This is a genomic window from Micromonospora sp. CNZ303 (assembly GCF_004345505.1).
Genome location: NZ_SLVT01000015.1, coordinates 132,020 through 154,070, shown reverse-complemented (window position 1 = coordinate 154,070; position 22,051 = coordinate 132,020). Strand labels below are relative to the sequence as shown.

The following is a 22,051-nucleotide window of genomic DNA, read 5'->3' as shown; positions in this document are numbered from 1 at the left end:
GCTCGCCGTCATGAGCGACCCGCTTCCCGACCCGTTCGCCGACCATCCGGACTGGGCGCCCCGGCCGCCCCGACCGATCGAGATCGTGCCGGCGACCGGACGCGTCGAGCTCCGCGGGCAGCGCGTGCTGGTCGGCCTGCCCGGACTCGGCTGGCGCGGTGACCTCCGCGCCGACGACCGGGTGGTGCAGGGCAGCCGGACCTACGTACCGGTCATCCCCGAGCACGAGTGGTACCGGGCGGAGTCCGACCAGGTAGAGGTCTTCGCGCCGCTGGTCCCGGTCGAGCGGGTCTGGGTGGAGACGGTGGGGGCCCGGCGGCCGGACGCGTCGATGGACCACGAGACGGGCGTCCGCCTGGTCTCGCTGGACGCCCCGCCGCACCGCGCCCCGACCCCGGTCTTCGAGTCGGGCGCCGTCACGGGTCGCCGGGTGGTGCACGTGGTGGATTCCGTCGAACACCGGGACCTGCGTGTTGTCACCGAGACCTACTCCGGCGCGGAAGGCGACATCTGCGTCCGGGTTGCCCCGGAGGTGGAGTGGTACCGCTGGGCCTGGCGGGGCCAGTCGCCGACCACACTGGAGGTCCCTGTGCATCTGCTCTGGATCGAGTGACGCTCAGCCGGCCCTACGGCCGCTACAGACCCGCCAGCCTTCGTCTCTTTCCACCACATCGAATACCCAGTCCTCACGCCTGCTGCTGCGGGGCTGGCCGTTGGCTGAGCCGGAGATGGTGAGCGTTGTGGCAACTGATTCGCCCTCGTTCGTGTCGGTCCGGGTGAGCGGCCCCCAACTGACTCTGACCACGACGTCGAAGTTGGCCTCACGCTGCTCGATCTCGCTACGCAGTCCGAGGACCGCAGCCCGATCGCCGCTTCCCTCACAAGTGAATAAATTGGCGCGGGTGTCGTTGCGGTCCACGAGGAAGGCGCGTAGGTAGTTGTCCACCACCACGTCGGGCGCGCTGCGGTCCGGGGCGGCGGCCCGGTTGTAGAGCACGAATCCGGCGGCCACTCCGCCGAGGCAGAGTGCCGCGACGACGCTCGCGACCACCGTGACCACGGTGCGCAGCCGCCGCCGTGGCCGCTCCGGCACCGGGGCCGGCGAGGGCGGCGCCAGGTGGTCGGAGGGGGGCCGTTGCGCCGGTACGCGGGAGACCTGGGAACCGGCGGGGGGCTGCACTGATTCCACCCTCTGAGGCTAGCGGCTGGACGCGGTAGACCCAATGCCCCAGATCCAGCGGATCGTGACGGACCACTCCCCATCGGTGAGATCCACGACATCCCCGGCGCAGTGCCGCCGCGCATCCCGGACGAGTCGGCCCGACTGGGTTACGGTCTCTGCGCGGGGAGGGGTTGTCGACCTCGGGCGGAGGGGGTGGACGCGGTGGCCGGTCCGAAGGCACGCACCAACCGCGCCGCCGCACTGCACAGGCGGGCCGCCGCCACTGCCACCGCCGCCGCGAGCGTCCTCGACGACACCCGGCCCGTTCCCGCCGACCAGCGCCGTCAGTACGAACTGGCCGACCGCCTCCGTTCGGCAGCGGCGGTGCTGGCCCCCGGCTGGGCGGGCGCTCCCCTGGAGACGGTCGCACCGACCACACCGGCCGGTGAGGGGCCGCCTCCCTTCGTCCGGGTCGGTACGGCGGCACCGCTGGACGACGCCCGGTTCCCCGCGCTGGTGCCTTTGCTCGGCACGGGTCACCTCTCGGTGGACGTGGACGCCCGGGATCCCCGGGTGGCGGGGCTGCTGCGGGGCGTACTGCTGCGGCTGTTGGCGGCGACCCCGGCCGGGGCGCTGCTGGTCCGCGCGGTGGACGCCACCGGCTCGACCCTCGCGCCGTTCGCGCCGCTCGCGGACGCGGGCCTGCTGCCGCCCCCGGCGGTGGACGTGGCCGGGCTGCGGGCCGTGCTCACCGAGGCCGAGCAGTGGGTGGCGCCGGGGGCGAGCGGGCGACGCCGGCACGACCGGACGCTGCTGCTGGTGGTCGCCGCGCTGCCCGAGTCGACCGGCCCCTCCGACCTGGCCCGGCTCGAGGCCCTGGCCGAGCCGGGCCGGTCCGCGGGGCTGCACCTCGTGGTGGCGGGCTGGCCTCCGGCGGGCGACCGGGAGCCGCTGCCGCGGGCGACGACGTTGGCGGTCCGGACCGCGTACGCGCTGCTGGGTGACCCGCCGGGCGGGTCGTTCGCCGGCCCGGGCGCCGAGCCGCCGGGCGGGCTGAACTCGCCGGTCTTCATTGAGGCGGATCCGCCGGCCGAACTGGTCGACGCGGTCTGCCACCGGCTGGCCGCGCAGGTGGAGGCGGGTTCCCGGCTGGCGCTGACCGACCTGCTGCCGGCGGCCGACGAGGAGCTGTGGACGGCGAGCGGGGTGGGCGGGCTGACCACGACCGTCGGGGACGCCGGTGGCCGTCCCGTGTCGCTCGGCTTCACGGAGCTGACGCCGCACTGGCTGGTCAGCGGCCGCTCGGGCACGGGTCGCTCCACGTTCCTCACCACCGCGCTGCTCGGCCTGACCGCCAGGTACGGCCCCGACGAGCTAACTCTCTACCTGGCGGATCTCGCCGACGCCGAGTCCTTCGTGGAGTTCCTCCAGACCGAGCGGGACCGGTCGTGGATCCCGCAGGTGCGGGCCGCCGCGATGGCCGCCGACCGGGAGTACGTGCTGAGCCTGCTGGACGAGCTGGTGGCGGAGGTGCGCCGGCGCGAGGAGGCGGGCGCCCGGGCAGGCGGGCAGCGCTTCGCCGAGCTGCGGCAGCACCGGGCGATGCCCCGCATCGTGTGCGTGCTCGACAATCTCCCGTTGCTCTTCGCCGAGCGGGACCGGCTGGCCGCCGACGCCGCCGCCCGGCTGGACGCGCTGGCCCGCACCGGGCGCGCGTACGGGGTGCACCTGGTGCTGGCCGGCGAGGGCGACCTGGGGTTGGGCTCGCGTACGGACCGGGACTCGGTGCTGGGGCAGTTCCCGGTGCGGGTGGCGCTGCCCGGTGGGGGCGCCGTGCTGGAGCCGACGAACGACTCGGCCGCCGGGCTGCCGGTGGGCAGCGCGGTGGTGAACACCGCCGGCGGGCTCGGCGGGCCCCGGGGCGCGATCCGGGGGCACGAGCGGATGGTCCGGTTCCCGGATCCGCAGGACCACCCCGACACGGTGGAGGCGCTGCGGCACCGGCTCTGGTCGGCCCGCCCGGAGGGGGCCACCCCGCCGGTGGTCTTCGCCGGCTACGCCCGCCCGCTCCTGCGCAACGATCCCCGGCACCGGGCCGCGCTCGCGGGGCAGGCGCCCGGTCCCGCCGCCCTGCTGGGCCGCGCGGTGGACGTGCCCCGGAGCACCGTCGCCGTGTCGCTCGGGCCGGCCCCGGGGCGGAACCTGGCCGTGCTCGGTCCCGGCCCGGAGGCGGTCCGGCTGCTGGTCACCGCGGCGCGCAGCGTGGCGGTGCACCACGCGCCGGGGGCCGCCCGCTTCGTGCTCGCCGCGCCGGACGAGGAGTGCCGGCCGGTGGCCGAGGCGTTGGCGGCCGAGCTGGCCGGTCGGCACCCGGTGGACACCGTGGACCTGGCCGGCCTGCTCGCCGCCGCGGACGACGCCGTGCCGGCCTACCTGGTGGTCTTCGGGCTGGACGTGCCGACCCCGGAGCAACTGCCCCCGGAACGGCTGGGCGCGCTGCTGCGGGAGGGGCCGCCCGCCGGCCGGCACCTGCTGGGCCGCTGGCGGACGGTGCCGTCGTTCGCGGCGCTGCTCGAACCCGAGGGCGAGGTGGACAAGCTCGCCGCCGTGGCCGTGGTGGACCTGCCGGGTGCGCAGCTGACGTCGGTCTTCGGGCGGCAGGTGCAGTGGCGGCCCCGCCCCGGCCGGGCGGTGCTCTGGGACGGTCCCGGCGAGCAGGGCACCGTGCTGGTCCCGTTCGGCGAGGAGGGGGAGCCCGGATGACCCGTGGCGGGGCACCGACCACGACGGGGCACGCCGCGCCGGGGCGGCAGCGTTCCGGCGTCGACCCGACGCCCGAGCACACCGACACGGCCGGGCCGGCGGGGAGCGCCGGGGGCGTCGACCCGGTGCGGGCCGCGTGGACCGAGTACCTCGCCGCCGCCCGCCAGCTCGACGGGGTACGCCGCGACGCCGCCACCGCCGCCGGGGAGCAGGCCCGGTCGGTGCAGGCCGCCCGCGAGGAGCTGACCGCCGTACGCACCCTGCTGGCGTCGCAGGAGGCCCGGCTGCACGAGCGGGGCGTACCGCCAATCTCGCTGGTCCCGACGCCGCCGGAGCTGACCGAGGCGACCCGGGTGATGGCGGGCGGGCCGGCGGCGGTGCTGGCCGCGCTGCGCACCGCCCGTGGCCGGGCGGACGCCGCGGACGCAACGCTCGCCGCGCGAGGGCTGCCCCGCCTGGCCGCCTGGCCGCCGCGCCTGCGCAACCTGCTGGTGTACGGGCCGCTGGCGCTGCTGGTGCCGGCGGTCCAGCTGGTGTTGTTCGTGGCGACCGGCACCGGGGCGGCGAGCGTGGCCGCGCTGGTCTGCGGGCTGCCGATGCCGGCGGTGGCGTTCGTGGCGGGCTGGATCGGCGTCGGGCGGCTCTTTCCGCCGCCGGCGGGTGGCCGGGTGGAGCACACGGCCCGGCTCGGCGCCCTGGTGTGCCTCGTTCCGGCGGTGCTGGTCAGCGCGGGCCTGTTGCTCGCGATGCTGGCCGGCTGAGCGGCACCCCACCTCCCGGGCCCACACCCCCAGGTTCCCGCCTGCCAGACCCACGTCGGCGGGCTGACGCGCGACGGCCGGCCGACCCGGGTGTGGGTTCGGCCGGCCGGTCTGTCGCGGTCAGCGGGGGATGATCAGCGCCATCGCCTCGGCGCGCGACTTGGCGTCGCGCTGGAGGGTGCCCCGTACGGCCGAGGTGATGGTCTTGGCGCCCGACTTCTGGATGCCGCGCATCGCCATGCACATGTGCTCGCATTCGAGCACCACCACCACGCCACGCGGCGCGAGCCGCTCCATGAGCAGGTCGGCGATCTGTGAGGTGAGCCGCTCCTGGACCTGCGGCCGGCGGGCGAAGACCTCGACCAGCCGGGCCAGCTTCGACAGGCCGGTGATCCGGCCGTCCGGCCCCGGGATGTAGCCGATATGGGCGCTGCCCCGGAACGGCAGCAGGTGGTGCTCGCACAGGCTCATCACGTCGATGTCCCGGACGAGCACCAGCTCCTCGTGGTTGGCCTCGAAGGTGGTGCTGAGCACCTGGGCCGGGTCGACCCGGAGGCCGGCGAAGAGTTCGGCGTACGCCCGGGCCACCCGGGCCGGGGTCTGCTGGAGCCCGTCGCGGTCCGGGTCCTCCCCGACGGCGATCAGGATCTCGCGGACCGCCTTCTCGATCCGTCCGAGGTCCACGGTCTCCTCGACGGGCCGACCGGTGAGCTTGCCGCTGATCAGGCGCGCGGCGACGTAGTCGAGGGTGTCGTCGCCGTCCGGCTCGGTCGCGGAGACGGCCAGTTCCCGGTGCTCCCGGGAACTGGCCGTCGGGTCCGTGCTCAGTGCGTACCGTCCGAGTTGTTGGAGTTGTTGGAGGTGCCGCCGCCCACCGTCGCCTGGGCGCCGTCGGCCTGGGCCTGCACCTTGAGCGCGTCCTTCTCGGCCGGCGTGAGCACGGGCGGCTCGGTGGAGGGCTGGCGCTTGCCGAAGCCGTTGTACGGCGCCATCGGTGGCCGCTTGGCCACCCGGGCGCAGATCCGGGCCATGTCGGCGGTGGAGAGGGTCTCCTTCTCCATCAGCTCCAGCACGATGTTGTCCAGGACGTCCCGGTATTCCACCAGGATCTCCCAGGCCTCGTCGTGGGCCAGCTCGATCAGCGCCCGCATCTCGCCGTCGATCTCGGCGGCGACGACGTCGGAGTAGTCCCGCTCGTGGCCCATGTTGCGGCCGAGGAACGGCTCGTCGCCGCTGGTGCCGTACTTGATGGCGCCGAGCTTGGAGCTCATGCCGTACTGCGTGATCATCGCGCGGGCCAGCTGGGTGGCCTTCTCGATGTCGTTGCCGGCGCCGGTGGTCGGCTCGTGGAAGACCAGTTCCTCGGCGGCCCGGCCACCCAGCGCGTACGCCAGGGTGTCGACCATCTCGGCGCGGGTCTGGGTGTACTTGTCCTCGGTGGGCAGGACCAGGGTGTGGCCCAGCGACCGACCGCGGGACAGGATCGTCACCTTGTGCACCGGCGCGGCGTGCGGCAACGCCCAGGCGACCAGCGCGTGCCCACCCTCGTGGTACGCGGTGATCTTCTTCTCCTGGTCGCTCATCACCCGGGTCCGGCGCTGCGGACCGGCGATCACCCGGTCGATCGACTCCTCCAGGGAGTCGTTGGAGATCGCCCGCTGGTCCTTGCGGGCGGTGAGCAGCGCGGACTCGTTGATCACGTTGGCCAGGTCGGCACCGCTGAAGCCCGGGGTGCGCCGGGCCACCGCGTCGAGGTCGACGTCGGGGGTGAACGGCTTGCCCTTGGCGTGCACCCGCAGGATCGCCTTGCGACCCTCCATGTCGGGGGCGTCCACCGGGATCTGCCGGTCGAAGCGGCCCGGGCGCAGCAGCGCCGGGTCGAGGATGTCCGGCCGGTTGGTGGCGGCGATCAGGATGACCCCGCCCTTGGTGTCGAAGCCGTCCATCTCGACGAGCAGCTGGTTGAGGGTCTGCTCGCGCTCGTCGTGACCGCCACCCATGCCGGCGCCGCGGTGGCGGCCGACGGCGTCGATCTCGTCGACGAAGACGATGGCCGGGGCGTTCGCCTTGGCCTGCTCGAAGAGGTCGCGGACCCGGCTGGCGCCGACACCGACGAACATCTCCACGAAGTCCGAACCGGAGATCGAGTAGAAGGGCACCCCGGCCTCGCCGGCGACGGCGCGGGCCAGCAGCGTCTTACCGGTGCCGGGCGGGCCGAAGAGCAGGACGCCCTTCGGGATCTTGGCGCCCAGGGCCTGGTACTTCGCCGGGTTCTGCAGGAAGTCCTTGATCTCGTGCAGCTCCTCGACGGCCTCCTCGGCGCCGGCCACGTCCGCGAACGTGGTCTTCGGCGTGTCCTTGGTGATCATCTTCGCCTTGGACTTGCCGAAGTTGAGCACCCGGGAGCCGCCGCCCTGCATCTGCGACATGAAGAAGAGCAGCAGGAGCACCAGCAGGGCGATCGGGAGCAGGTTGACCAGCAGGCTCACCCAGATGCTGTCGGACGACACCTCGACGTTGGCCGGGCCGGTGACCCGGTTGTTCGCCTTGGCCTCGAGGACCTCGTTCCAGACCTCGTCGCCGACCTCGTAGGGGAACTGCGCCTCGATCCGGTCGGTGTCGGTGTCACCGAACTTGGCCTTGTCCTTCAGGTCGAGCCGGAGCGTCTGCTCCTTGTCCTGGAAGACGACCTTGTCGATGCCGCCCTTGTTGAGCTGGTCGAGCGCAATGGAAGTGTCCACCCGGTGGTAGCTGGGACCAGCGGTGAACAGTTGACTGAGCACAACGGCGCCGAGGATGACCAGGATGATCCAGACCACCGGTCGGCGGAAGAAACGCGTACGTTCCATACTGTTGTCGAGCGCCGAGGCGCCCGCATCCTCCTGATCGACGTCCTGACCGTCTGATGGTGTCGCCGCCCTGTGGCGGCGGCCGTAGCCGCCGTGCGGGCCGGCTCGACCCCGAGGCACGGAACTGCCGCGCCGCGGTCATTCGACGGTACACCGTGCACGCGAGGAGTGAGCTTGCGAGCCCCGCAGTCGCGCACAAAGGGAACAGCTGTGCGCGCACCGAGCGAGCTTGCGAACCCCGCGATCGCGCACGATCCGATCATCGTGCGCGCGTGGAGCGCGCTTGCGAGCCCAACAATTACGCGTAGGGCGAACCGGGTCCAGCCGGCGTGACGGGAGCTCCGCGCCCGGCCTCCCGTCCGCCCGGTCCCGCGGTTCGAGGGGTCGGGCGTGGAGGGTGCCTCCACGCCACCGGCCTCTACCGTAGTCCGAATCGCTGAGAGCCCGCTGAACGTCCGCTCGACCGGTGCCGATGTGACCGGGCCCGGCGAGGACTCAGTTCCGGGCGTACACCTCGGGCTTGAGCACCCCGACGTAGGGCAGCTCGCGGTAGCGCTCGCCGAAGTCGAGGCCGTAGCCGACGACGAACTCGGTCGGGATGTCGAAGCCGACGTACTTCACCGGCACCGGCACCTTGACCGCGTCCGGCTTGCGGAACAGCGCGACCACCTCGACGCTCGCGGCCGAGCGGGACTCCAGGTAGCGCAGCAGCCAGGACAGGGTCAGGCCGGAGTCGACGATGTCCTCGACCACGACCACGTGCCGGCCGGCGATGTCCCGGTCCAGGTCCTTGAGGATGCGGACCACGCCGGAGGAGGTGGTGCCCTGGCCGTAGGAGGAGATGGCCATGAAGTCCAGCTCGGCGGGCGGCCCGCTGCGACCCAGCGCCCGGGCGAAGTCGGCCATGAACATCACCGCGCCCTTCAGGACGCAGACCAGCAGGAGCCCGTCATCGACGTCGGCGTAGTCCGCCGAGACCTGCTTGGCGAGTTCCGCGGTCTTCTCGCGGATCTGCGCCTCGGAGATGATCACGTGGTCGATGTCGGCGTCGTACCAGGAGCCGTCAGCCATGGTTCCTAGCCTGCCGTACGCCGGATGGCCTCCGTCGGCGGGGCCGCCCCTTCTGGGCGCGGTCCCACCCCGGATGAATCCTGACGAAGGCCTCGAACCACCTCAGCAGGTACGCGACCGCCAGCGGCGACCGTCGTCGGAGGGCTTCCAGTCGGCCGAGTCCCGGCTGTCGGCGGTGAGGCCGGCGGCCGAGGCCAGGGCGAGGAGGACGAAGAAGAAGAGGAAGAGCAGGATCTCCATGGCGGCGCTCGCTTTCGCATGGTTGCTGTCGTTTTCGCCGCCGGTGCGCACCGGACTGGAACCAGTCTCCGCCGGCCATCGCCACCCGGACAGTGGCAGGAATGCCACTCCCCCTCGATTTCCTGCCAACCGCGCGGTTACCCTCGTCACATGCTCAGATCGGTCGCCGTCCTCGCCCTGGACCAGGTCGCCACGTTCGAGCTCGGGGTCCTCGCCGAGGTCTTCGGGACCGACCGCACCGCCGACGGGTTCCCCGACCACCGCTTCCACGTGTGCAGCCCCGACGGGGCCCCGGTCCGCACCTCGTCGGGCTTCCACCTGACCCCGCACGCCGACCTCGGCCCGATGGAGGAGGCCGACCTGGTCGCCGTCCCGGCCCACCACGGCACCGTCGTGCCCGGCACGGTGCTCGCCGCGCTGCGCCGCGCCGCCGACCGGGGGGCGTACGTCTTCAGTGTCTGCTCCGGCGCGTTCGTGCTGGGCGAGGCCGGCCTGCTCGACGGCCGGGAGTGCACCACCCACTGGCGGTACGTCGACGAGCTGCAACGCCGCCACCCGACCGCCAGGGTCCGCTGCAACTCGCTCTACGTGCAGGACGGCCGGCTGCTCACCAGCGCCGGCACGGCCGCCGGCATCGACGCCTGCCTGCACCTGATCCGCCAGGAGCACGGCTCGGCGACGGCCACCCGGCTGGCCCGCCGGATGGTGGTGCCCCCGCACCGCGACGGCGGGCAGGCGCAGTACATCGAGGCGCCCATCCCCGAGACCCCCGAGGCGCCGACGCTGGAGCCGGTGCTGGAATGGCTGATGGGGCACCTGGACCGCCCGGTCACCGTCGACGAGCTGGCCGCGCGGGCGGAGATGTCGCCGCGCACGTTCGCCCGGCGGTTCCGCGCCGAGACCGGCACCACGCCGCACGACTGGCTGACCAACCAGCGGGTGCTGCTGGCCCGGCGGCTGCTGGAGGAGACCGGGCTCAGCGTCGAGGCCGTCGCCGACCGGGCCGGCTTCGGCGACTCGGCGGCGCTACGGCACCACTTCGCCCGCCGGGTCGGCGCCACCCCGCACACCTACCGGACCACGTTCCGCGAACGCGTGGAGGCCTGAGCCCCGCGACGTCGGACCGTGGCACCGGGAGCGGGACCGACGGCACGCCCGGGGCTCCGGTCACCAGCCGAGCATCCCCCCGCCCACCCTGGGCTCCGAGCCGACCGCGTAGCCGCCGTCGGGCAGTCGCCAGATCGCCTGCCCGTGCCCGAAGACCCCCGGCTCCTCCGCGACGGCGATCTCGTGCCCCCGGGCCCGCAGCTCGTCGACCGCGGCGCGGCCCTCGGCGGTGGCGACCAGCTCCGACTCGACCAGCACCGACCGGCCGGCGTGCCAGTACCAGCGCGGCGCGTCCAGCGCCGCCTGCGGGTCGAGCCCGCCGTCCAGGGTCGCCGAGACCAGCTGCACGTGCCCCTGCGGCTGCATGTGCCCGCCCATCACCCCGAACGGGCCCACCGGCCGCCCGTCCCGGGTCAGGAAGCCGGGAATGATCGTGTGGTAGGGCCGCTTCGCCGGCCCCACCGCGTTGGGGTGGGCGGGGTCGAGGCGGAACCCCAGCCCCCGGTTCTGCAACGCGAAGCCGTGCCCGGGCAGCACCACGCGGGAGCCGAACGCCAGGTAGGTCGACTGGATCAGGCTGACCATCATGCCGCCGGCGTCGGCGGTGCAGAGATAGACCGTGCCGCCGCGCTCCGGATCGCCGGCCGTCGGCTCCCCGGCCCGCTCGGTGATCAGCGCGCGGCGGGCCGCCGCGTACGCCGGCGAGAGCAGCGCCTCCGTCGGCACCGGCACCCGCTCCGGGTCCGCGACGTGGGCGTGCGCGTCGGCGAAGCCGAGCTTCATCGCCTCGATCTGCCGGTGCAGCCGCTCGGCGAGCGGCAGCCCGGCGAGGTCGACCCCGTCGAGGATGTGCAGCGCCAGCAGCGCCGCCAGCCCCTGCCCGTTGGGCGGCAGCTCCCAGACCTCGTGGCCCCGGTAGCGGGCGGACACGGGAGTCACCCACGTCGAGGCGTGCCGGGCCAGGTCGTCGCCGGTGATCAGGCCGCCGGTGCGGGCCGCGTGCGCGGCCAGCGCCGCCGCGATCCCGCCCCGGTAGAAGTCCTCCGCCCCGGTGTCGGCGATCAGCCGCAGGGTCCGCGCCGCGTCCGGGTTGCGCCAGCGCTCCCCGGCCCGGGGCGCCCGGCCGCCGGGCGCGAACACGCGGTCGAACTCGGCGAACTCCGCGCCGGTCGGGCCGGGCGCGGCGAGCGCGCGCGACCAGATCCCCGACACGCCTGGGGACACCGGATGCCCGTGCTCGGCGTAGCCGATCGCGTCGGCGAAGAGATCCGCGAAGGGCAGCGAGCCGAACCGGTCGTGCAGGTCGCGCCAGCCGGCCGGCGCGCCGGGGACGGTCACCGGCAGCCAGCCCCTGGCGGGCATCGCCGGCCCGGCCCGCTGCGCGCCGCCCAGGGCGTCGACCGGGGCCGCGCCGCGCCCCCCGGTCGCGGCGAGCACCCGCTCGCGGGTCAGGGCCGCCGGGGACCGGCCGGAGGCGTTGAGGCCGTGCAGCCGCTCGCCGTCCCAGACGATCGCGAACAGGTCGCCGCCGATGTCGTTGGACGGGGGCTGCACCACGGTCAGGGTGATCGCGGTGGCGAGGGCCGCGTCGACGGCGTTGCCGCCGCGTCGCAGCACGGCCAGGCCGGCCGCCGCGGCCAGCGGCTGGCTCGTCGCCACCGCGCCGTGCGGCGCGAAGAGCGGCTGTCGGGGGTACGCCATGCGCCATGTCTACCGCCTCCCGGCGGATCCCGCGGCCCCGGAACCGGGCCCCGGGCCGACGGACCGGCACCGGGTCGACGGGGTCACCGTCCGGCGGAGCGGATCAGCGGGGACCGATGGCGGCGAGCCGGCCGTCGCGGCGCAGCACCCGCAGCCCGCCCGGCAGGTGCGCCGCCCCCTGCCCCCGCCAGCCGGTCACCAGCGTGTCCAGCGCGGTCACGTGCCGGTGCGACAGGGCGGCGGGCGGGGCGCCCAACTCCCGCGCCCAGGCGTGCAGCACCCGGCCGCGTACCGCCGGCGCGAGCTCGGCCAGCGCCCGCACCGCGAGCCCGCCGTCGGGATGGCGGACGTCGGCCAGCGCGGCGTCGGCCAGCTTGTCGAGGACGGCGTTGTCCGCCGCCACCAGTCGGGCGGTCCGGGCCAGGTTGTCCAGCACCCCCGGCCCGAGCGCGCGGACCAGGGCGGGCAGCAGGTCGGCCCGGACCCTGGCCCGGGCGTACGACGGGTCGGCGTTGTGCGGGTCCTCCCAGGGGTTCAGCCCGAGCACCGCGCACGCCGTGCGGGTCTGCTCCCGGCCGACCTCGAGCAGCGGGCGCAGCAGCGGCACCCCGTCGAGGTCGCGTCGGGCGGGCATCCCGGCCAGCCCGCGCGGGCCGGCGCCCCGGGCGAGCGCGAGCAGCACGGTCTCCGCCTGGTCGTCGCGGGTGTGCCCGGTGAGCAGGGCCGTCGCCCCGAGCCGGCCGGCCACCTCGGCGAGCGCCAGGTAGCGCGCCTCCCGGGCAGCCGCCTCGGGCCCGCCCGGGCGCCCGGCCACCTCCACCAGCACCGACTCGGCCGGGGCCAGGCCGACCTCGCGGGCCCAGGTCACCACCGCCGCGGCCCGCCGCGCCGAGCCCTCCTGGAGGCCGTGGTCGACCGTCACCAGGCCAGCGGCACGACCCAGCCGGGGCGCCACGAACGCGGTGGCGGCGGCCAGCGCGAGCGAGTCCGCGCCGCCCGAGCAGGCGACCAGCACCGGCCCTCCGGGAGGCAGGTCGGCCAGCGCCCGGCGGACCGCGACCCGGATCGCGGCCACCGGCGGGGCGAGCGCGGCCACAGGCGTACGGTCAGCCGGCGGTCGGGGCCGGGCCGACCGGCCCGTGCACCCGCGCCACCCAGGCGTCCGGGTCTCCCAGCTCCTCCAGCCGGGGCAGGGTGAGCGGCGAGTCGAAGATCTTGTTGAAGCCCGCCATGCCGGCCCGGTCCACGACGCCGTGCACGAACTTGCGCCCCTCGGCGTACTGGCGCATCTTGACCTCGATGCCGAGCAGCCGGCGGATGGCCTTCTCCAGCGGGTTGCCGGCCTCCCGGCGCCGGTTGAACGCCGCCCGGATCCGATCCACGCTCGGGACGACCTGCGGGCCGACGCCGTCCATGACGAACTCGGCGTGCCCCTCCAGCAGCGTCATCAGCGCGGTGAGCCGGTCCAGCACGGCCCGCTGCCCCGGGGTCTGGACGATGTCCAGCACGCTGGTGCGGCTCTCCGGGTCCTTCACCGCGTCCGAGAGCGTGGCGACGCCCCGGCGCAGCCGCTCCAGCAGGTGCTCGCCGCCGCTGGACGACGCGTCCACGAAGGCCTGCACCTCGCTGAGGAAGTACGCCCGCATCCACGGCACGGCGGTGAACTGGGTGCGGTGGGTCACCTCGTGCAGGCAGACCCAGAGCCGGAAGTCGCGCGGGTCGGCCCCGAGCTTGCGCTCCACCTCGACGATGTTCGGCGCGACCAGCAGCAACTGCCCCGGGTCGGCGGAGAAGACCTCGTACTGGCCGAGGACCCGGCCCGAGAGGTAGGCCAGCACGGTGCCGGCCTGCACGCCGGTGACCCGGGAGCCGATCGCCTCGGTCAGCGCGCCCGGCTGCTTGTCCTTGGTGAGCCGGCCGACCAGGGGGGTGATCACCTCGCGCAGCCCGGCGATGTTGGTCGCCGCCCAGTCCCGCCGGTCCACCACCCGCACGGGCGGGTGCGACACCTGCGAGCGGAGGCCCGTGTAGTCCGCGACGTGCCCCGCCGCCTCGTCGGTCAACCGCCGCAGGTCACTGACCACGTCGGTGGCCTCGGTGTACGAAACCCGGGGGCCCGACTTGCTCAGCGCCCCCGCGGTCGCGGCGGCCAGATCCCAGTCCACGAACTGCGCCATGCACCCCACCGTACCCGCGCCGCGACACCCCGGCCCGGGCTCGCGCCCGGCGATCGACGCCCGTCCCGCCCGACGCGGTCCCCGCCCGGGCCCGGCACCGCGTGACGCCGGTCCCGTCCAGGCCGGCGCACGCCGCCGGTCCTTCCCAGGCCGGGCGCGCGTCGCTCGTCCCGAACGGCGGCGGTCAGCGGCAGCCGCAGCCGGCCAGGGCGGCGCCGATCCGGTCCAGCGCCCCCCGGGCGGCCGTCAGCCCGTCGGGCGGCACCGCGTCGGTGAGGACGGCGAAGGTGAGCAGCCGACCGTCGGCCGTGCTGACCAGGCCGGCGACGGCGTGCACCTTGGTCAACGTCCCCGTCTTGGCCCGGACCACCCCGGCACCGGCCTTCGTCGCCGCCGTCTCGTACCGGTCGGCGAGGGTGCCGGACCAGTCGGCGACGGGCAGGCCGCCGAAGATCGCGGCCAGCTCGGGGCGGCTGCCGTCGCCGGCGAGCGCGATCAGGTCGGTGAGCAGCGAGGGGCTGATGCGGTTGCTGCGCGACAGGCCACTGCCGTCGGCGAGGGTGAGCTCGTCGGCCGGCAGGCCGAGCTCCCCGGCCACGGCGTCCATCGCCGCCCCGGCGCCGGCGAACGAGGCGGGCTGGTTGCGGGCCAACGCGACCTGCCGGGCCAGCGCCTCGGCGACGATGTTGTCGCTGTCGCTGATCATGATGTCGACCAGCCGGACCATCGGCAGCGACTCCACCCTGCCCAGCTCCGCGCCGGGTCCCGGGGCGGCTGCGGGGGTGCTGCCCGCGTCGGCAGCGGGGGTGGAGCCGGCGGGGGCGGCGCCGCGGGCGACCGCGCCGGCCGGCACGCCGAGCAGCCTGGCGAAGGCCCTGCCGGCCGCGAGGTCGGGCTGGGACACCCGCTCGGCCCAGTGGTTGCCGGCCGCCTCGTCCTTCTTCGCGCGGCTCACGTCGCTGCGGGCCCCGTCGGTCATCAGCGCCGTGATCGCCCCGCCGTAGCCGCCGGTGGGGATGTCGTCGTCCCAGCCCGGCTCGAAGAGCGGACCCGAGTAGAGCGACGAGTCGACCGTCACCTTCGTCGGCTTCGTGCCGCCGAGGGCGTCACGCACCTGGCCGGCGAGGTCGTCCAGCCGGGCCGCGCCCGGGTAGAAGCCGTTCTTGTCGACCGCCAGCGTGGGGTCCCCGCCGCCGACGATCACCACCTCGCCCGGGGTCGCGCCGGCCACCGCCCGGGTCGGGATGCGGTACGCCGGACCGCGCGCGGCGAGCACCGTGACCCCGGTGACCAGCTTGGTCACCGAGGCGGGCACCGTGCCGTCGTCCTCGCCCCGGCCGAAGAGCGGCTGGCCGGTGGTCACGTCGGCCACCGAGACGTGGACCCGGTCGCCGAGGGCGGGCACGCCGACGAGCGGGGCGAGCGCGGCGCGTACGCCCTCGGGGGTGGGCATCGGGGCGTTCGCGTCCGCGCCGGCCAGCACCGCCACGGGCGCCGGTTCCGCCGCCGTCTCGGCGGCCCCCCGGTCGGCGGGCTCGGTGCCCAGCCAGTCCGCCACCGGTCCCGGACGGACCACGGCGATCCCGACGGCGGCCAGCACCAGCACGAGCACCGCGGCCAGCACGACGGGCAGGGCCCGGCGGCGGCGGGAGGCCGACGCGGGCGACGCGGGCGACGCGGCGGGATCGTCCGGGCCGCCAGGGCCGGATGGACCGCCGGCGGGTCGGTTCGCGGCGGCGGCCCAGAGGTCGGTCGTGCCCGACGAGGGAGCCGGGCCGGTCGGACCCGTCGGGCCGCCCGGACCGGTCGCGGCGGCGGCACCGGTCGGGGCGTCGTTGCCCGGGGGCGGGACCGGCGTCAGGGCAGGCTCGCCCGGGGACGCGGGCGGGTGGGGAAGGTGGGCGTCGGGCACCGGGAACCGCCCGGTCGCCCCGCCGGAAGCAGATCCTGCGGTACCCCGTCCAGCGTCGGCTTCCGGACGGTAGTGTGAATCTTCCCTCCCCACGGCCCCCTCCTCGCCCCGTGAAAATCTGCTTGGGTGACACTACTTCGGTCCGAACACTATGCGGCGGCCGGAGCCCGCGGGTGGGCATTCACCCGTGCGGGAGCGGCGTGCCGCTGGTTTCCGTTGGCCAGCGTGGGCAAACGAGGGAGCGTGCAGATGGATTTCGACGTGACGGTTGAGATCCCCAAGGGTCACCGCAACAAGTACGAGGTCGACCACGCGACCGGCCGGATCCGGCTGGACCGTACCCTCTTCACCTCCACGCAGTACCCGGCCGACTACGGCTTCATCGAGGGGACACTGGGCGAGGACGGCGACCCGCTGGACGCGCTCGTGCTGGTCCCCGAGCCCACCTTCCCGGGCTGCCTGATCCGGTGCCGCACCATCGGCATGTTCCGGATGACGGACGAGAAGGGCGGCGACGACAAGGTCCTCTGCGTGCCCTACGAGGACCCGCGCCAGGAGCACCTGCGCGACATCCACCACCTCGGCGAGTTCGACCGGCTGGAGATCCAGCACTTCTTCGAGGTCTACAAGGACCTGGAGCCCGGCAAGTCGGTCGAGGGCGCCACGTGGGTGGGGCGGATCGAGGCCGAGGCGGAGATCGTGGCATCGTACCGGCGCGCCAAGGAGGCCGAGGCGCGCGGCGAGTCCACGCACTGACCCGGCACAGACCACCGACGGGCCCGGGGGCCGCTCAGCCGAGCAGCCCCCGGGCCCGTTCGTACAGGTCGAGCACCGCGCAGGCGACGGGCACCACCGACACCACCAGGGCGGTGTCGGTCAGGTCCGCGATCCGGCCGACGTACGGGGAGACCGGGCGGCGGGCGTACGTGGTGCCGGCGACCACCGCCACGAGGGCCAGCGCCAGCCCGCCGACAACCAGCGCGAGGCGGCCGGTCGGGCCGGAGCGCCCGACGAGCACGGCGCCCAGCACGGCGTACCCGGCGAGGCCGGCGACGACGGTCGGCACCCGGTGGCGCAGGGACACGAACAGCCGGGAGCGGAGCAGCAGCACGGCCGCCGCCACCGCCACCAGCAGCCGGCCGGCCGTCCCGCCGGAGAGGCCCAGCACCACCGCGGCGGCAACCGCCAGCACGGCGTGCCCGAGCAGCATCCCGGTGAGCATCTCCTCGGTGCGGGCCACCGCCGCGTAGACCCGGTCCCGGTCCGGCAGGTCGCGGACCCGGTCGGCGTCGCCCGGCTCGCCGGTGGGCAGGGTGATCGGGGGCAGCGGCACCTTGCCGAGCCGGATGGCCAGCAGCGGCACCGCCCCCACGGCGAAGACCAGCACGCAGAGCAGGACCGCCGCCGTGCCGGCCGGGCTGAGCAGCAGTCCGCCGAGGGCCGCCAGCGCGCCCACGAACCCGGCGGTGGCGCCCGCCACGAAGACCCGCAGCCGGGTGGCGACGCCGACCAGCCCGAGCACCGCCACCAGCAGCAGCGCCACCGATCCGGCGAGCAGCTCGGGCGCGCCGACCCAGCGCAGCCCCGGGACCGGCCCGACCGGATCGCCGGAGCTGACCGCCAAGGCGCCCGCCGCCGCCGCGTACGGCAGGGCGTAGCCGCCCAGGGTCGCGCCGGCCGGCCCGTCCGCGTGGGCACGGGACGCCACCACCCCGGCGAGGGTGAGCAGGAGCGCCACCACGGCGGCGGCCGGCCAGGCCGACCCGTGCGCCGGCCCGCCGGCCGTCACGGCGAGCAGCCCGACGGCCAGCGGCACGGCGGCCCCGGCGAGGGCGGCGGCCCGGGTGGCGGCGGGTGACCACGCCCCGCCGCGCCGCCGGGCGCCGTCGGCGATCGCCTCGACCACGTCGTCGTACTCCAGCTCGGGCCACTGCGCGCGGGCCGGCACCAGGTGCAGCACCTCGCCGTCGCGGACCCCCTGCGGCAGCAGGGCCTGGGCGGTGGTCAGCACCGCGCCGTCGGTGCGCCGCAGCACCCAGCCGCCGTGCCGCTCGCCGTCGTCGGCGAGCCCCTCGCCGGCGTGCCGCAGCACCTCGGGCAGCAGCTCGGCCAGGGGCACCTGCTCGGGCAGTGCGACGTCGACCCGCCGCTGGGGGGCGCTGATGGTGACCCGGGCCAGCCCGATCGTCATCGACTGATCTCCATGTTCGGCGGGGTTGGTGGCTGCGCGGACGACAGGACTTTACCTACCATGAGCCAGGCTCGGGTTACCGAGCGCTGTCAGGAGGTCGAGTGTCCACTGTCGTCATCAAGCGGCCGCCCCGCCGACCGGCGCCGGAGATCCCGGTGGGCGAGCTGCCGGTGGACGCGCCGCCGGAGATCCCCGCCGTAGCCGGCGGGCGCTGGCAGCAGCTGCTCATGGTGCTGCCCATGCTCGGCGGCACCGTGGCGATGGCGATGATGTTCGGCCGCGGCGGGGGCGCCTACTCGTACGTGGTCGGCGGGATGTTCGGGCTCTCCTCGCTGGCCATGCTGGTGACCTCGTGGGGCAGCGCCTCCGGTACCCCGAAGAAGTCGGAGATGATGGCCGCCCGGCGGGACTACCTGCGGCACCTGACCGTGCTGCGGCGCCGGGTCCGGCAGACCGCCGGGCAGCAGCGCGCCGGGCTCTACTACCGGCACCCGGATCCCGGCCGGCTCTGGTCGACCGTCGACAGCCACCGGGTCTGGGAACGCCGCCCCACCGACCCCGACTTCGCGGTGGTCCGGGTCGCCGTCGGCCCGCAGACCCTCGCCACCCCGCTGGTTCCCCCGGTCACCCGCCCGTTGGAGGAGCTGGAACCGATGACCGCCGGCTCGCTGCGCCGGTTACTGGACGCGTACTCCGTGGTGCCCGACCTGCCGGTGGCGCTCTCGCTGCGCAGCTTCGCCCGCGTCTTCGTACGGGCCGCCGGCCCGGCCGACGACGGCGACGGATCCGCCGCCCAGGCCCTGGCCCGGGCGATGCTCGCCCAGCTCGCGGTCTTCCACGCTCCGGACGAGCTGCTCGTCGCCGTCAGCGCCGGGCCGGAACGGCGGGCCGCCTGGGAGTGGGTCAAGTGGCTGCCGCACGCCCATCACCCCACCCGCACCGACGCGCTCGGCCCGGTCCGGCTGGTCACCAGCGCGGGGGCCGAGCTGGAGGGGCTGCTGGACGAGGTGCTGGCCAGCCGGTCGCGGTTCAGCCCCGCCGGCCCGGCCACCGACGGCCCGCACGTGGTGGTGGTGCTCGACGGGGGCGACCTGACCGGCGCCACCGACCTGACCGGCGACGGCGGCATCGACGCGGTCACGATCATCGACCTGGACACCCCGCCGCCGCGCCTGCTGGACCGGTTCGCGCTGCTGCTGGAGCTGCGCGGGGGCCGGCTGCACTCCCACTCCGCCGACGGGCACGCCGAGGTCGGTACGGCGGACCGGCTGGACCTCGTCGACGCGGAGGCCGTCGCCCGGCGGCTGGCCCCGCTGCGGCTGGCCACGGCGGCACGCGGCCCCGACGCCCCGCCCGGCGCGGAGCTGGGCCTGCCCGAGCTGCTCGGTCTCGGCGACCCGGAGAGCTTCACCGCCGAGCAGGGGTGGGCGCCCCGGTCCGCCCGGGAACGGCTGCGGGTACCGATCGGGGTGGGCACCGACGGCGGCGCCATCGAGCTGGACCTGAAGGAGTCGGCGCAGGACGGGATGGGGCCGCACGGCCTGCTGATCGGGGCGACCGGCTCCGGCAAGTCCGAGCTGCTGCGCACGCTGGTACTCGGGCTGGCCGCCACGCACAGCTCGGAGCAGCTCAACTTCGTACTGATCGACTTCAAGGGCGGCGCGACCTTCGCCTCGTTCGACCGGCTGCCGCACACCGCCGCGGTCATCACCAACCTGGCCGACGCGCTGCCGCTGGTCGACCGGATGGTCGACGCCATCAATGGCGAGCTGGTCCGCCGCCAGGAGCTGCTGCGCCGGGCCGGCAACTTCGCGAGCCTGCGCGACTACGAGCGGGCCCGCGCCGCCGGCACCCCGCTCGCCCCGCTGCCGTCGCTGCTGCTGATCTGCGACGAGTTCTCCGAGCTGCTCTCGGCCAAGCCCGACTTCATCGATCTGTTCGTGCAGATCGGCAGGCTGGGCCGGTCGCTCGGCGTGCACCTGCTGCTGGCGAGCCAGCGGCTGGAGGAGGGGCGGCTACGCGGGCTGGACACCCACCTGTCGTACCGGATCGGGCTGCGGACCTTCTCGGCGCTGGAGTCCCGCACGGTGCTCGGGGTGCCGGACGCGCACGAGCTACCCCGCTCCCCCGGCCACGGCTACCTGCGCTTCGGCACCGAGCCGCTGGTGCGGTTCAAGGCCGCGTACGTCTCGGGGGCCCTGCGCCGGCGCGGTGCGGCGCCCGGCGCGGGCGGCACCGGGGCCCCGCGTCTGCTCGCCTTCTCCACCCACCTCGTGCCCAGACCGGAGCCGGTCGGGCCGCCCGCCCTGCCCGCGACGGCCGACGAGGGCGGCACGGAGAGTCTGCTGGAGCTGATGGTCGACCGACTCGCCGGGCAGGGGCCGCCCGCCCACCAGGTCTGGCTGCCCCCGCTCGGCCGGGCGCCCGCGCTGGACGAACTGCTCGGGCCGGTCGGCGTGGACCCGACGCGCGGTCTCACCTTCGGCAACCCGGAGCTGCACGGCGCGCTCCAGGTGCCGGTCGCGGTCGTCGACAGGCCCTTCGAGCAGCGCCGCGACGCGCTCTGGCTGGCGCTGGACGGCGCCGCCGGCCACGTCGCGGTGGTCGGCGGCCCGCAGAGCGGCAAGTCGACCGCGCTGCGCACGCTGATCTGCGCCCTGGCGCTCACCCACACCCCGGCCGAGGTGCAGGTCTACTGCCTCGACTTCGGCGGCGGCGGGCTGGCCGCGCTGCGCGACCTGCCGCACGTCGGCGGGGTCACCGGCCGCGCCGACCCGACGGCCGTCCGGCGTACGGTCGGCGAGATCGCGACCCTGCTGGTCGACCGGGAACAGCGCTTCGCCGAGCTGGGCGTGGAGTCGATGGCCGCCTGGCGGCAGCGCCGGGCCGCGCTCGCGGGCACCGGCCAGCCCGGGGCCGACCCGTTCGGCGACGTGTTCCTGGTGGTGGACGGCTGGGCCACCCTGCGCGGCGAGTACGACGACCTGGAGCCCCTGATCACCGACCTGGCCACCCGGGGGCTGTCGTACGGGGTGCACGTGGTGGCGACGGCGGTGCGTTGGCTGGACTTCCGGCCGGCGATCCGGGACCTCTTCGGTTCCCGACTGGAGCTGCGCCTCGGCGACCCGGCCGACTCGCTGGTGGCCCGCCGGGCGGCGGCGAACGTGCCGGAGAAGACCCCCGGCCGGGGCGTCACGGCGGAGAGCCTGCACTTCCTCACCGCGCTGCCGCAGCTCGCCGCCCCGGGCGGGGACACCACGGATCTGGTCAAGCGGTCCGCCGGGGGCTGGGCCGGTCCGGTCGCGCCCCCGGTGCGGCTGCTCCCGCCGGTGCTCCCGTACGCCGAGCTGGACCTGGGCGCGGCCACCGGCCTGCGCATCCCGGTGGGGATCGCCGAGGCGGACCTGCGCCCGGTGGTGCTGGACTTCGGCACCGAGCCGCACTTCGTGGTCTTCGGCGACGCCGAGTGCGGCAAGTCGTCGTTCCTGCGCGCGCTGGCCACCTCGATCATGACCCGGTTCACCCCGGAGCAGGCCCGGGTCATCCTGGTCGACTACCGCCGCAGCCTGGTGGACCTGACCGAGTCGGCGTCGCCGCACCTGATCGGCTACGGCTCCGCCGCGGCGCACACCACCGACCTGGTCGAGTCCGCCGCCGGCTACATGGCGGGGCGGGTGCCCGGTCCCGACGTCACGCCCGCGCAGCTGCGGCAGCGGTCGTGGTGGTCCGGGCCGGAGCTGTTCGTGCTGGTCGACGACTACGACCTGGTCGCCGGCGGGCCCTCCAACCCGCTGCGTGCCCTGGAGGAGCACCTGCCGCACGCCCGGGACGTCGGGCTGCACCTGGTGCTCGCCCGCCGCTCGGGTGGCGCCGGACGGGCCCAGTACGAGCCGCTCGTGCAGCGCCTGCGGGAGCTCTCCACCTCGGGGCTGGTGATGGCGGGCAGCCCGGAGGAGGGGGCGCTGGTCGGCCCGGTCCGGCCCGGTCCGCTGCCCCCGGGGCGCGGCCGGCTGGTCACCCGGCGCGAGGGCGTACGCCTCGTCCAGTTGGCCCATCTGCCGCCGCCGTGACCGGTGTCCCGGGAACGCCCCGCAAGGCGGCGAGGAACCGGTAATCT

Annotated in this window: 16 protein-coding genes; 6 read left to right on the top strand and 10 right to left on the bottom strand. The window is 75.3% G+C overall.

Translation table 11 applies throughout. The features are described from left to right. Positions 1–10 precede the first annotated feature (10 nt). A complete protein-coding gene (locus tag EV374_RS22840) occupies positions 11–613 on the top strand; it encodes a hypothetical protein (RefSeq protein ID WP_132238618.1) in 603 nt (200 codons plus the stop codon). 3 nt (positions 614–616) lie between these two features. On the opposite strand, the gene EV374_RS22835 is transcribed toward EV374_RS22840, so the two are convergent. Continuing rightward, positions 617–1,180 carry a hypothetical protein gene (locus tag EV374_RS22835; protein WP_132238688.1) on the bottom strand — a complete coding sequence of 188 codons (564 nt, stop codon included), beginning with the start codon at positions 1,178–1,180 and terminating at the stop codon, positions 617–619. A 195-nt stretch (positions 1,181–1,375) separates the two neighbouring features. Between EV374_RS22835 and EV374_RS22830 the strand changes: the two genes are divergently transcribed. Together EV374_RS22830 and EV374_RS22825 are read left to right on the top strand one after the other, a co-directional pair. After that, the gene (locus tag EV374_RS22830; protein ID WP_132238616.1) at positions 1,376–3,925 is read left to right on the top strand and encodes an FtsK/SpoIIIE domain-containing protein; all 2,550 of its coding nucleotides are present in this window, start codon (positions 1,376–1,378) and stop codon (positions 3,923–3,925) included. Further along, positions 3,922–4,686, top strand: coding sequence for a hypothetical protein (locus EV374_RS22825; RefSeq protein ID WP_486485900.1), 765 nt, complete (start codon positions 3,922–3,924; stop codon positions 4,684–4,686). The genes EV374_RS22830 and EV374_RS22825 overlap by 4 nt, the downstream gene beginning before the upstream one ends. A 120-nt stretch (positions 4,687–4,806) precedes the next feature. Here EV374_RS22825 and folE read toward each other — a convergent pair whose 3' ends face one another. From folE to EV374_RS32725, 4 genes are all read right to left on the bottom strand, one after another. Further along, positions 4,807–5,472: a GTP cyclohydrolase I FolE gene (gene folE, locus EV374_RS22820; RefSeq protein ID WP_132238614.1), complete on the bottom strand. Its 666-nt coding sequence runs from the start codon at positions 5,470–5,472 to the stop codon at positions 4,807–4,809. 38 nt (positions 5,473–5,510) lie between these two features. Then, positions 5,511–7,535 (bottom strand): ATP-dependent zinc metalloprotease FtsH, encoded by a 2,025-nt coding sequence (ftsH, locus tag EV374_RS22815; RefSeq protein WP_132238612.1) that lies wholly within the window; start codon positions 7,533–7,535, stop codon positions 5,511–5,513. Between the two features lie 495 nt (positions 7,536–8,030). Beyond that, positions 8,031–8,606 carry a hypoxanthine phosphoribosyltransferase gene (gene hpt / locus EV374_RS22810; RefSeq protein ID WP_121401602.1) on the bottom strand — a complete coding sequence of 192 codons (576 nt, stop codon included), beginning with the start codon at positions 8,604–8,606 and terminating at the stop codon, positions 8,031–8,033. 102 nt (positions 8,607–8,708) lie between these two features. Beyond that, positions 8,709–8,846 carry a hypothetical protein gene (locus EV374_RS32725; protein ID WP_165947878.1) on the bottom strand — a complete coding sequence of 46 codons (138 nt, stop codon included), beginning with the start codon at positions 8,844–8,846 and terminating at the stop codon, positions 8,709–8,711. A gap of 150 nt (positions 8,847–8,996) precedes the next feature. Here EV374_RS32725 and EV374_RS22805 point away from each other — a divergent pair, with 150 nt between their 5' ends. Further along, positions 8,997–9,953: a GlxA family transcriptional regulator gene (locus EV374_RS22805; protein ID WP_132238610.1), complete on the top strand. Its 957-nt coding sequence runs from the start codon at positions 8,997–8,999 to the stop codon at positions 9,951–9,953. Between the two features lie 60 nt (positions 9,954–10,013). On the opposite strand, the gene EV374_RS22800 is transcribed toward EV374_RS22805, so the two are convergent. The 4 genes from EV374_RS22800 to dacB form a co-directional block, all read right to left on the bottom strand. Continuing rightward, a complete protein-coding gene (locus tag EV374_RS22800) occupies positions 10,014–11,654 on the bottom strand; it encodes a gamma-glutamyltransferase family protein (RefSeq protein WP_132238608.1) in 1,641 nt (546 codons plus the stop codon). 103 nt (positions 11,655–11,757) lie between these two features. Then, a complete protein-coding gene (gene tilS, locus EV374_RS22795; protein WP_132238606.1) occupies positions 11,758–12,750 on the bottom strand; it encodes a tRNA lysidine(34) synthetase TilS in 993 nt (330 codons plus the stop codon). A 10-nt stretch (positions 12,751–12,760) separates the two neighbouring features. Further along, the gene (locus EV374_RS22790; protein WP_132238604.1) at positions 12,761–13,831 is read right to left on the bottom strand and encodes a zinc-dependent metalloprotease; all 1,071 of its coding nucleotides are present in this window, start codon (positions 13,829–13,831) and stop codon (positions 12,761–12,763) included. Between the two features lie 184 nt (positions 13,832–14,015). Continuing rightward, positions 14,016–15,464, bottom strand: a complete 1,449-nt coding sequence (gene dacB, locus EV374_RS22785; protein ID WP_486485901.1) for a D-alanyl-D-alanine carboxypeptidase/D-alanyl-D-alanine endopeptidase — start codon at positions 15,462–15,464, stop codon at positions 14,016–14,018. 528 nt (positions 15,465–15,992) lie between these two features. Between dacB and EV374_RS22780 the strand changes: the two genes are divergently transcribed. Continuing rightward, the gene (locus tag EV374_RS22780) at positions 15,993–16,499 is read left to right on the top strand and encodes an inorganic diphosphatase (protein WP_101413075.1); all 507 of its coding nucleotides are present in this window, start codon (positions 15,993–15,995) and stop codon (positions 16,497–16,499) included. Positions 16,500–16,533: 34 nt separating this feature from the next. Here the strand turns inward: EV374_RS22780 and eccD are convergent, their stop codons facing one another. Continuing rightward, positions 16,534–17,934: a type VII secretion integral membrane protein EccD gene (gene eccD / locus EV374_RS22775; protein ID WP_132238600.1), complete on the bottom strand. Its 1,401-nt coding sequence runs from the start codon at positions 17,932–17,934 to the stop codon at positions 16,534–16,536. A 101-nt stretch (positions 17,935–18,035) separates the two neighbouring features. On the opposite strand from eccD, the gene eccCa reads away from it, so the two are divergent. Beyond that, complete coding sequence (gene eccCa / locus EV374_RS22770) at positions 18,036–22,004, top strand: type VII secretion protein EccCa (protein WP_132238598.1); 3,969 nt, start codon at positions 18,036–18,038, stop codon at positions 22,002–22,004. The last annotated feature ends 47 nt before the right edge of the window (positions 22,005–22,051 follow it).

What these genes read in the sequence shown, in the direction of transcription:
- EV374_RS22840 (WP_132238618.1), top strand. Translation starts at nt 11, where the DNA reads ATGAGCGACCCGCTTCCCGACCCGTTCGCCGACCATCCGGACTGGGCG.
- EV374_RS22825 (WP_486485900.1), top strand. Translation starts at nt 3,922, where the DNA reads ATGACCCGTGGCGGGGCACCGACCACGACGGGGCACGCCGCGCCGGGG.
- ftsH (WP_132238612.1), bottom strand. Translation starts at nt 7,535, where the DNA reads ATGGAACGTACGCGTTTCTTCCGCCGACCGGTGGTCTGGATCATCCTG.
- hpt (WP_121401602.1), bottom strand. Translation starts at nt 8,606, where the DNA reads ATGGCTGACGGCTCCTGGTACGACGCCGACATCGACCACGTGATCATC.
- EV374_RS32725 (WP_165947878.1), bottom strand. Translation starts at nt 8,846, where the DNA reads ATGGAGATCCTGCTCTTCCTCTTCTTCTTCGTCCTCCTCGCCCTGGCC.
- EV374_RS22805 (WP_132238610.1), top strand. Translation starts at nt 8,997, where the DNA reads ATGCTCAGATCGGTCGCCGTCCTCGCCCTGGACCAGGTCGCCACGTTC.
- EV374_RS22800 (WP_132238608.1), bottom strand. Translation starts at nt 11,654, where the DNA reads ATGGCGTACCCCCGACAGCCGCTCTTCGCGCCGCACGGCGCGGTGGCG.
- EV374_RS22790 (WP_132238604.1), bottom strand. Translation starts at nt 13,831, where the DNA reads ATGGCGCAGTTCGTGGACTGGGATCTGGCCGCCGCGACCGCGGGGGCG.
- EV374_RS22780 (WP_101413075.1), top strand. Translation starts at nt 15,993, where the DNA reads ATGGATTTCGACGTGACGGTTGAGATCCCCAAGGGTCACCGCAACAAG.
- eccD (WP_132238600.1), bottom strand. Translation starts at nt 17,934, where the DNA reads ATGACGATCGGGCTGGCCCGGGTCACCATCAGCGCCCCCCAGCGGCGG.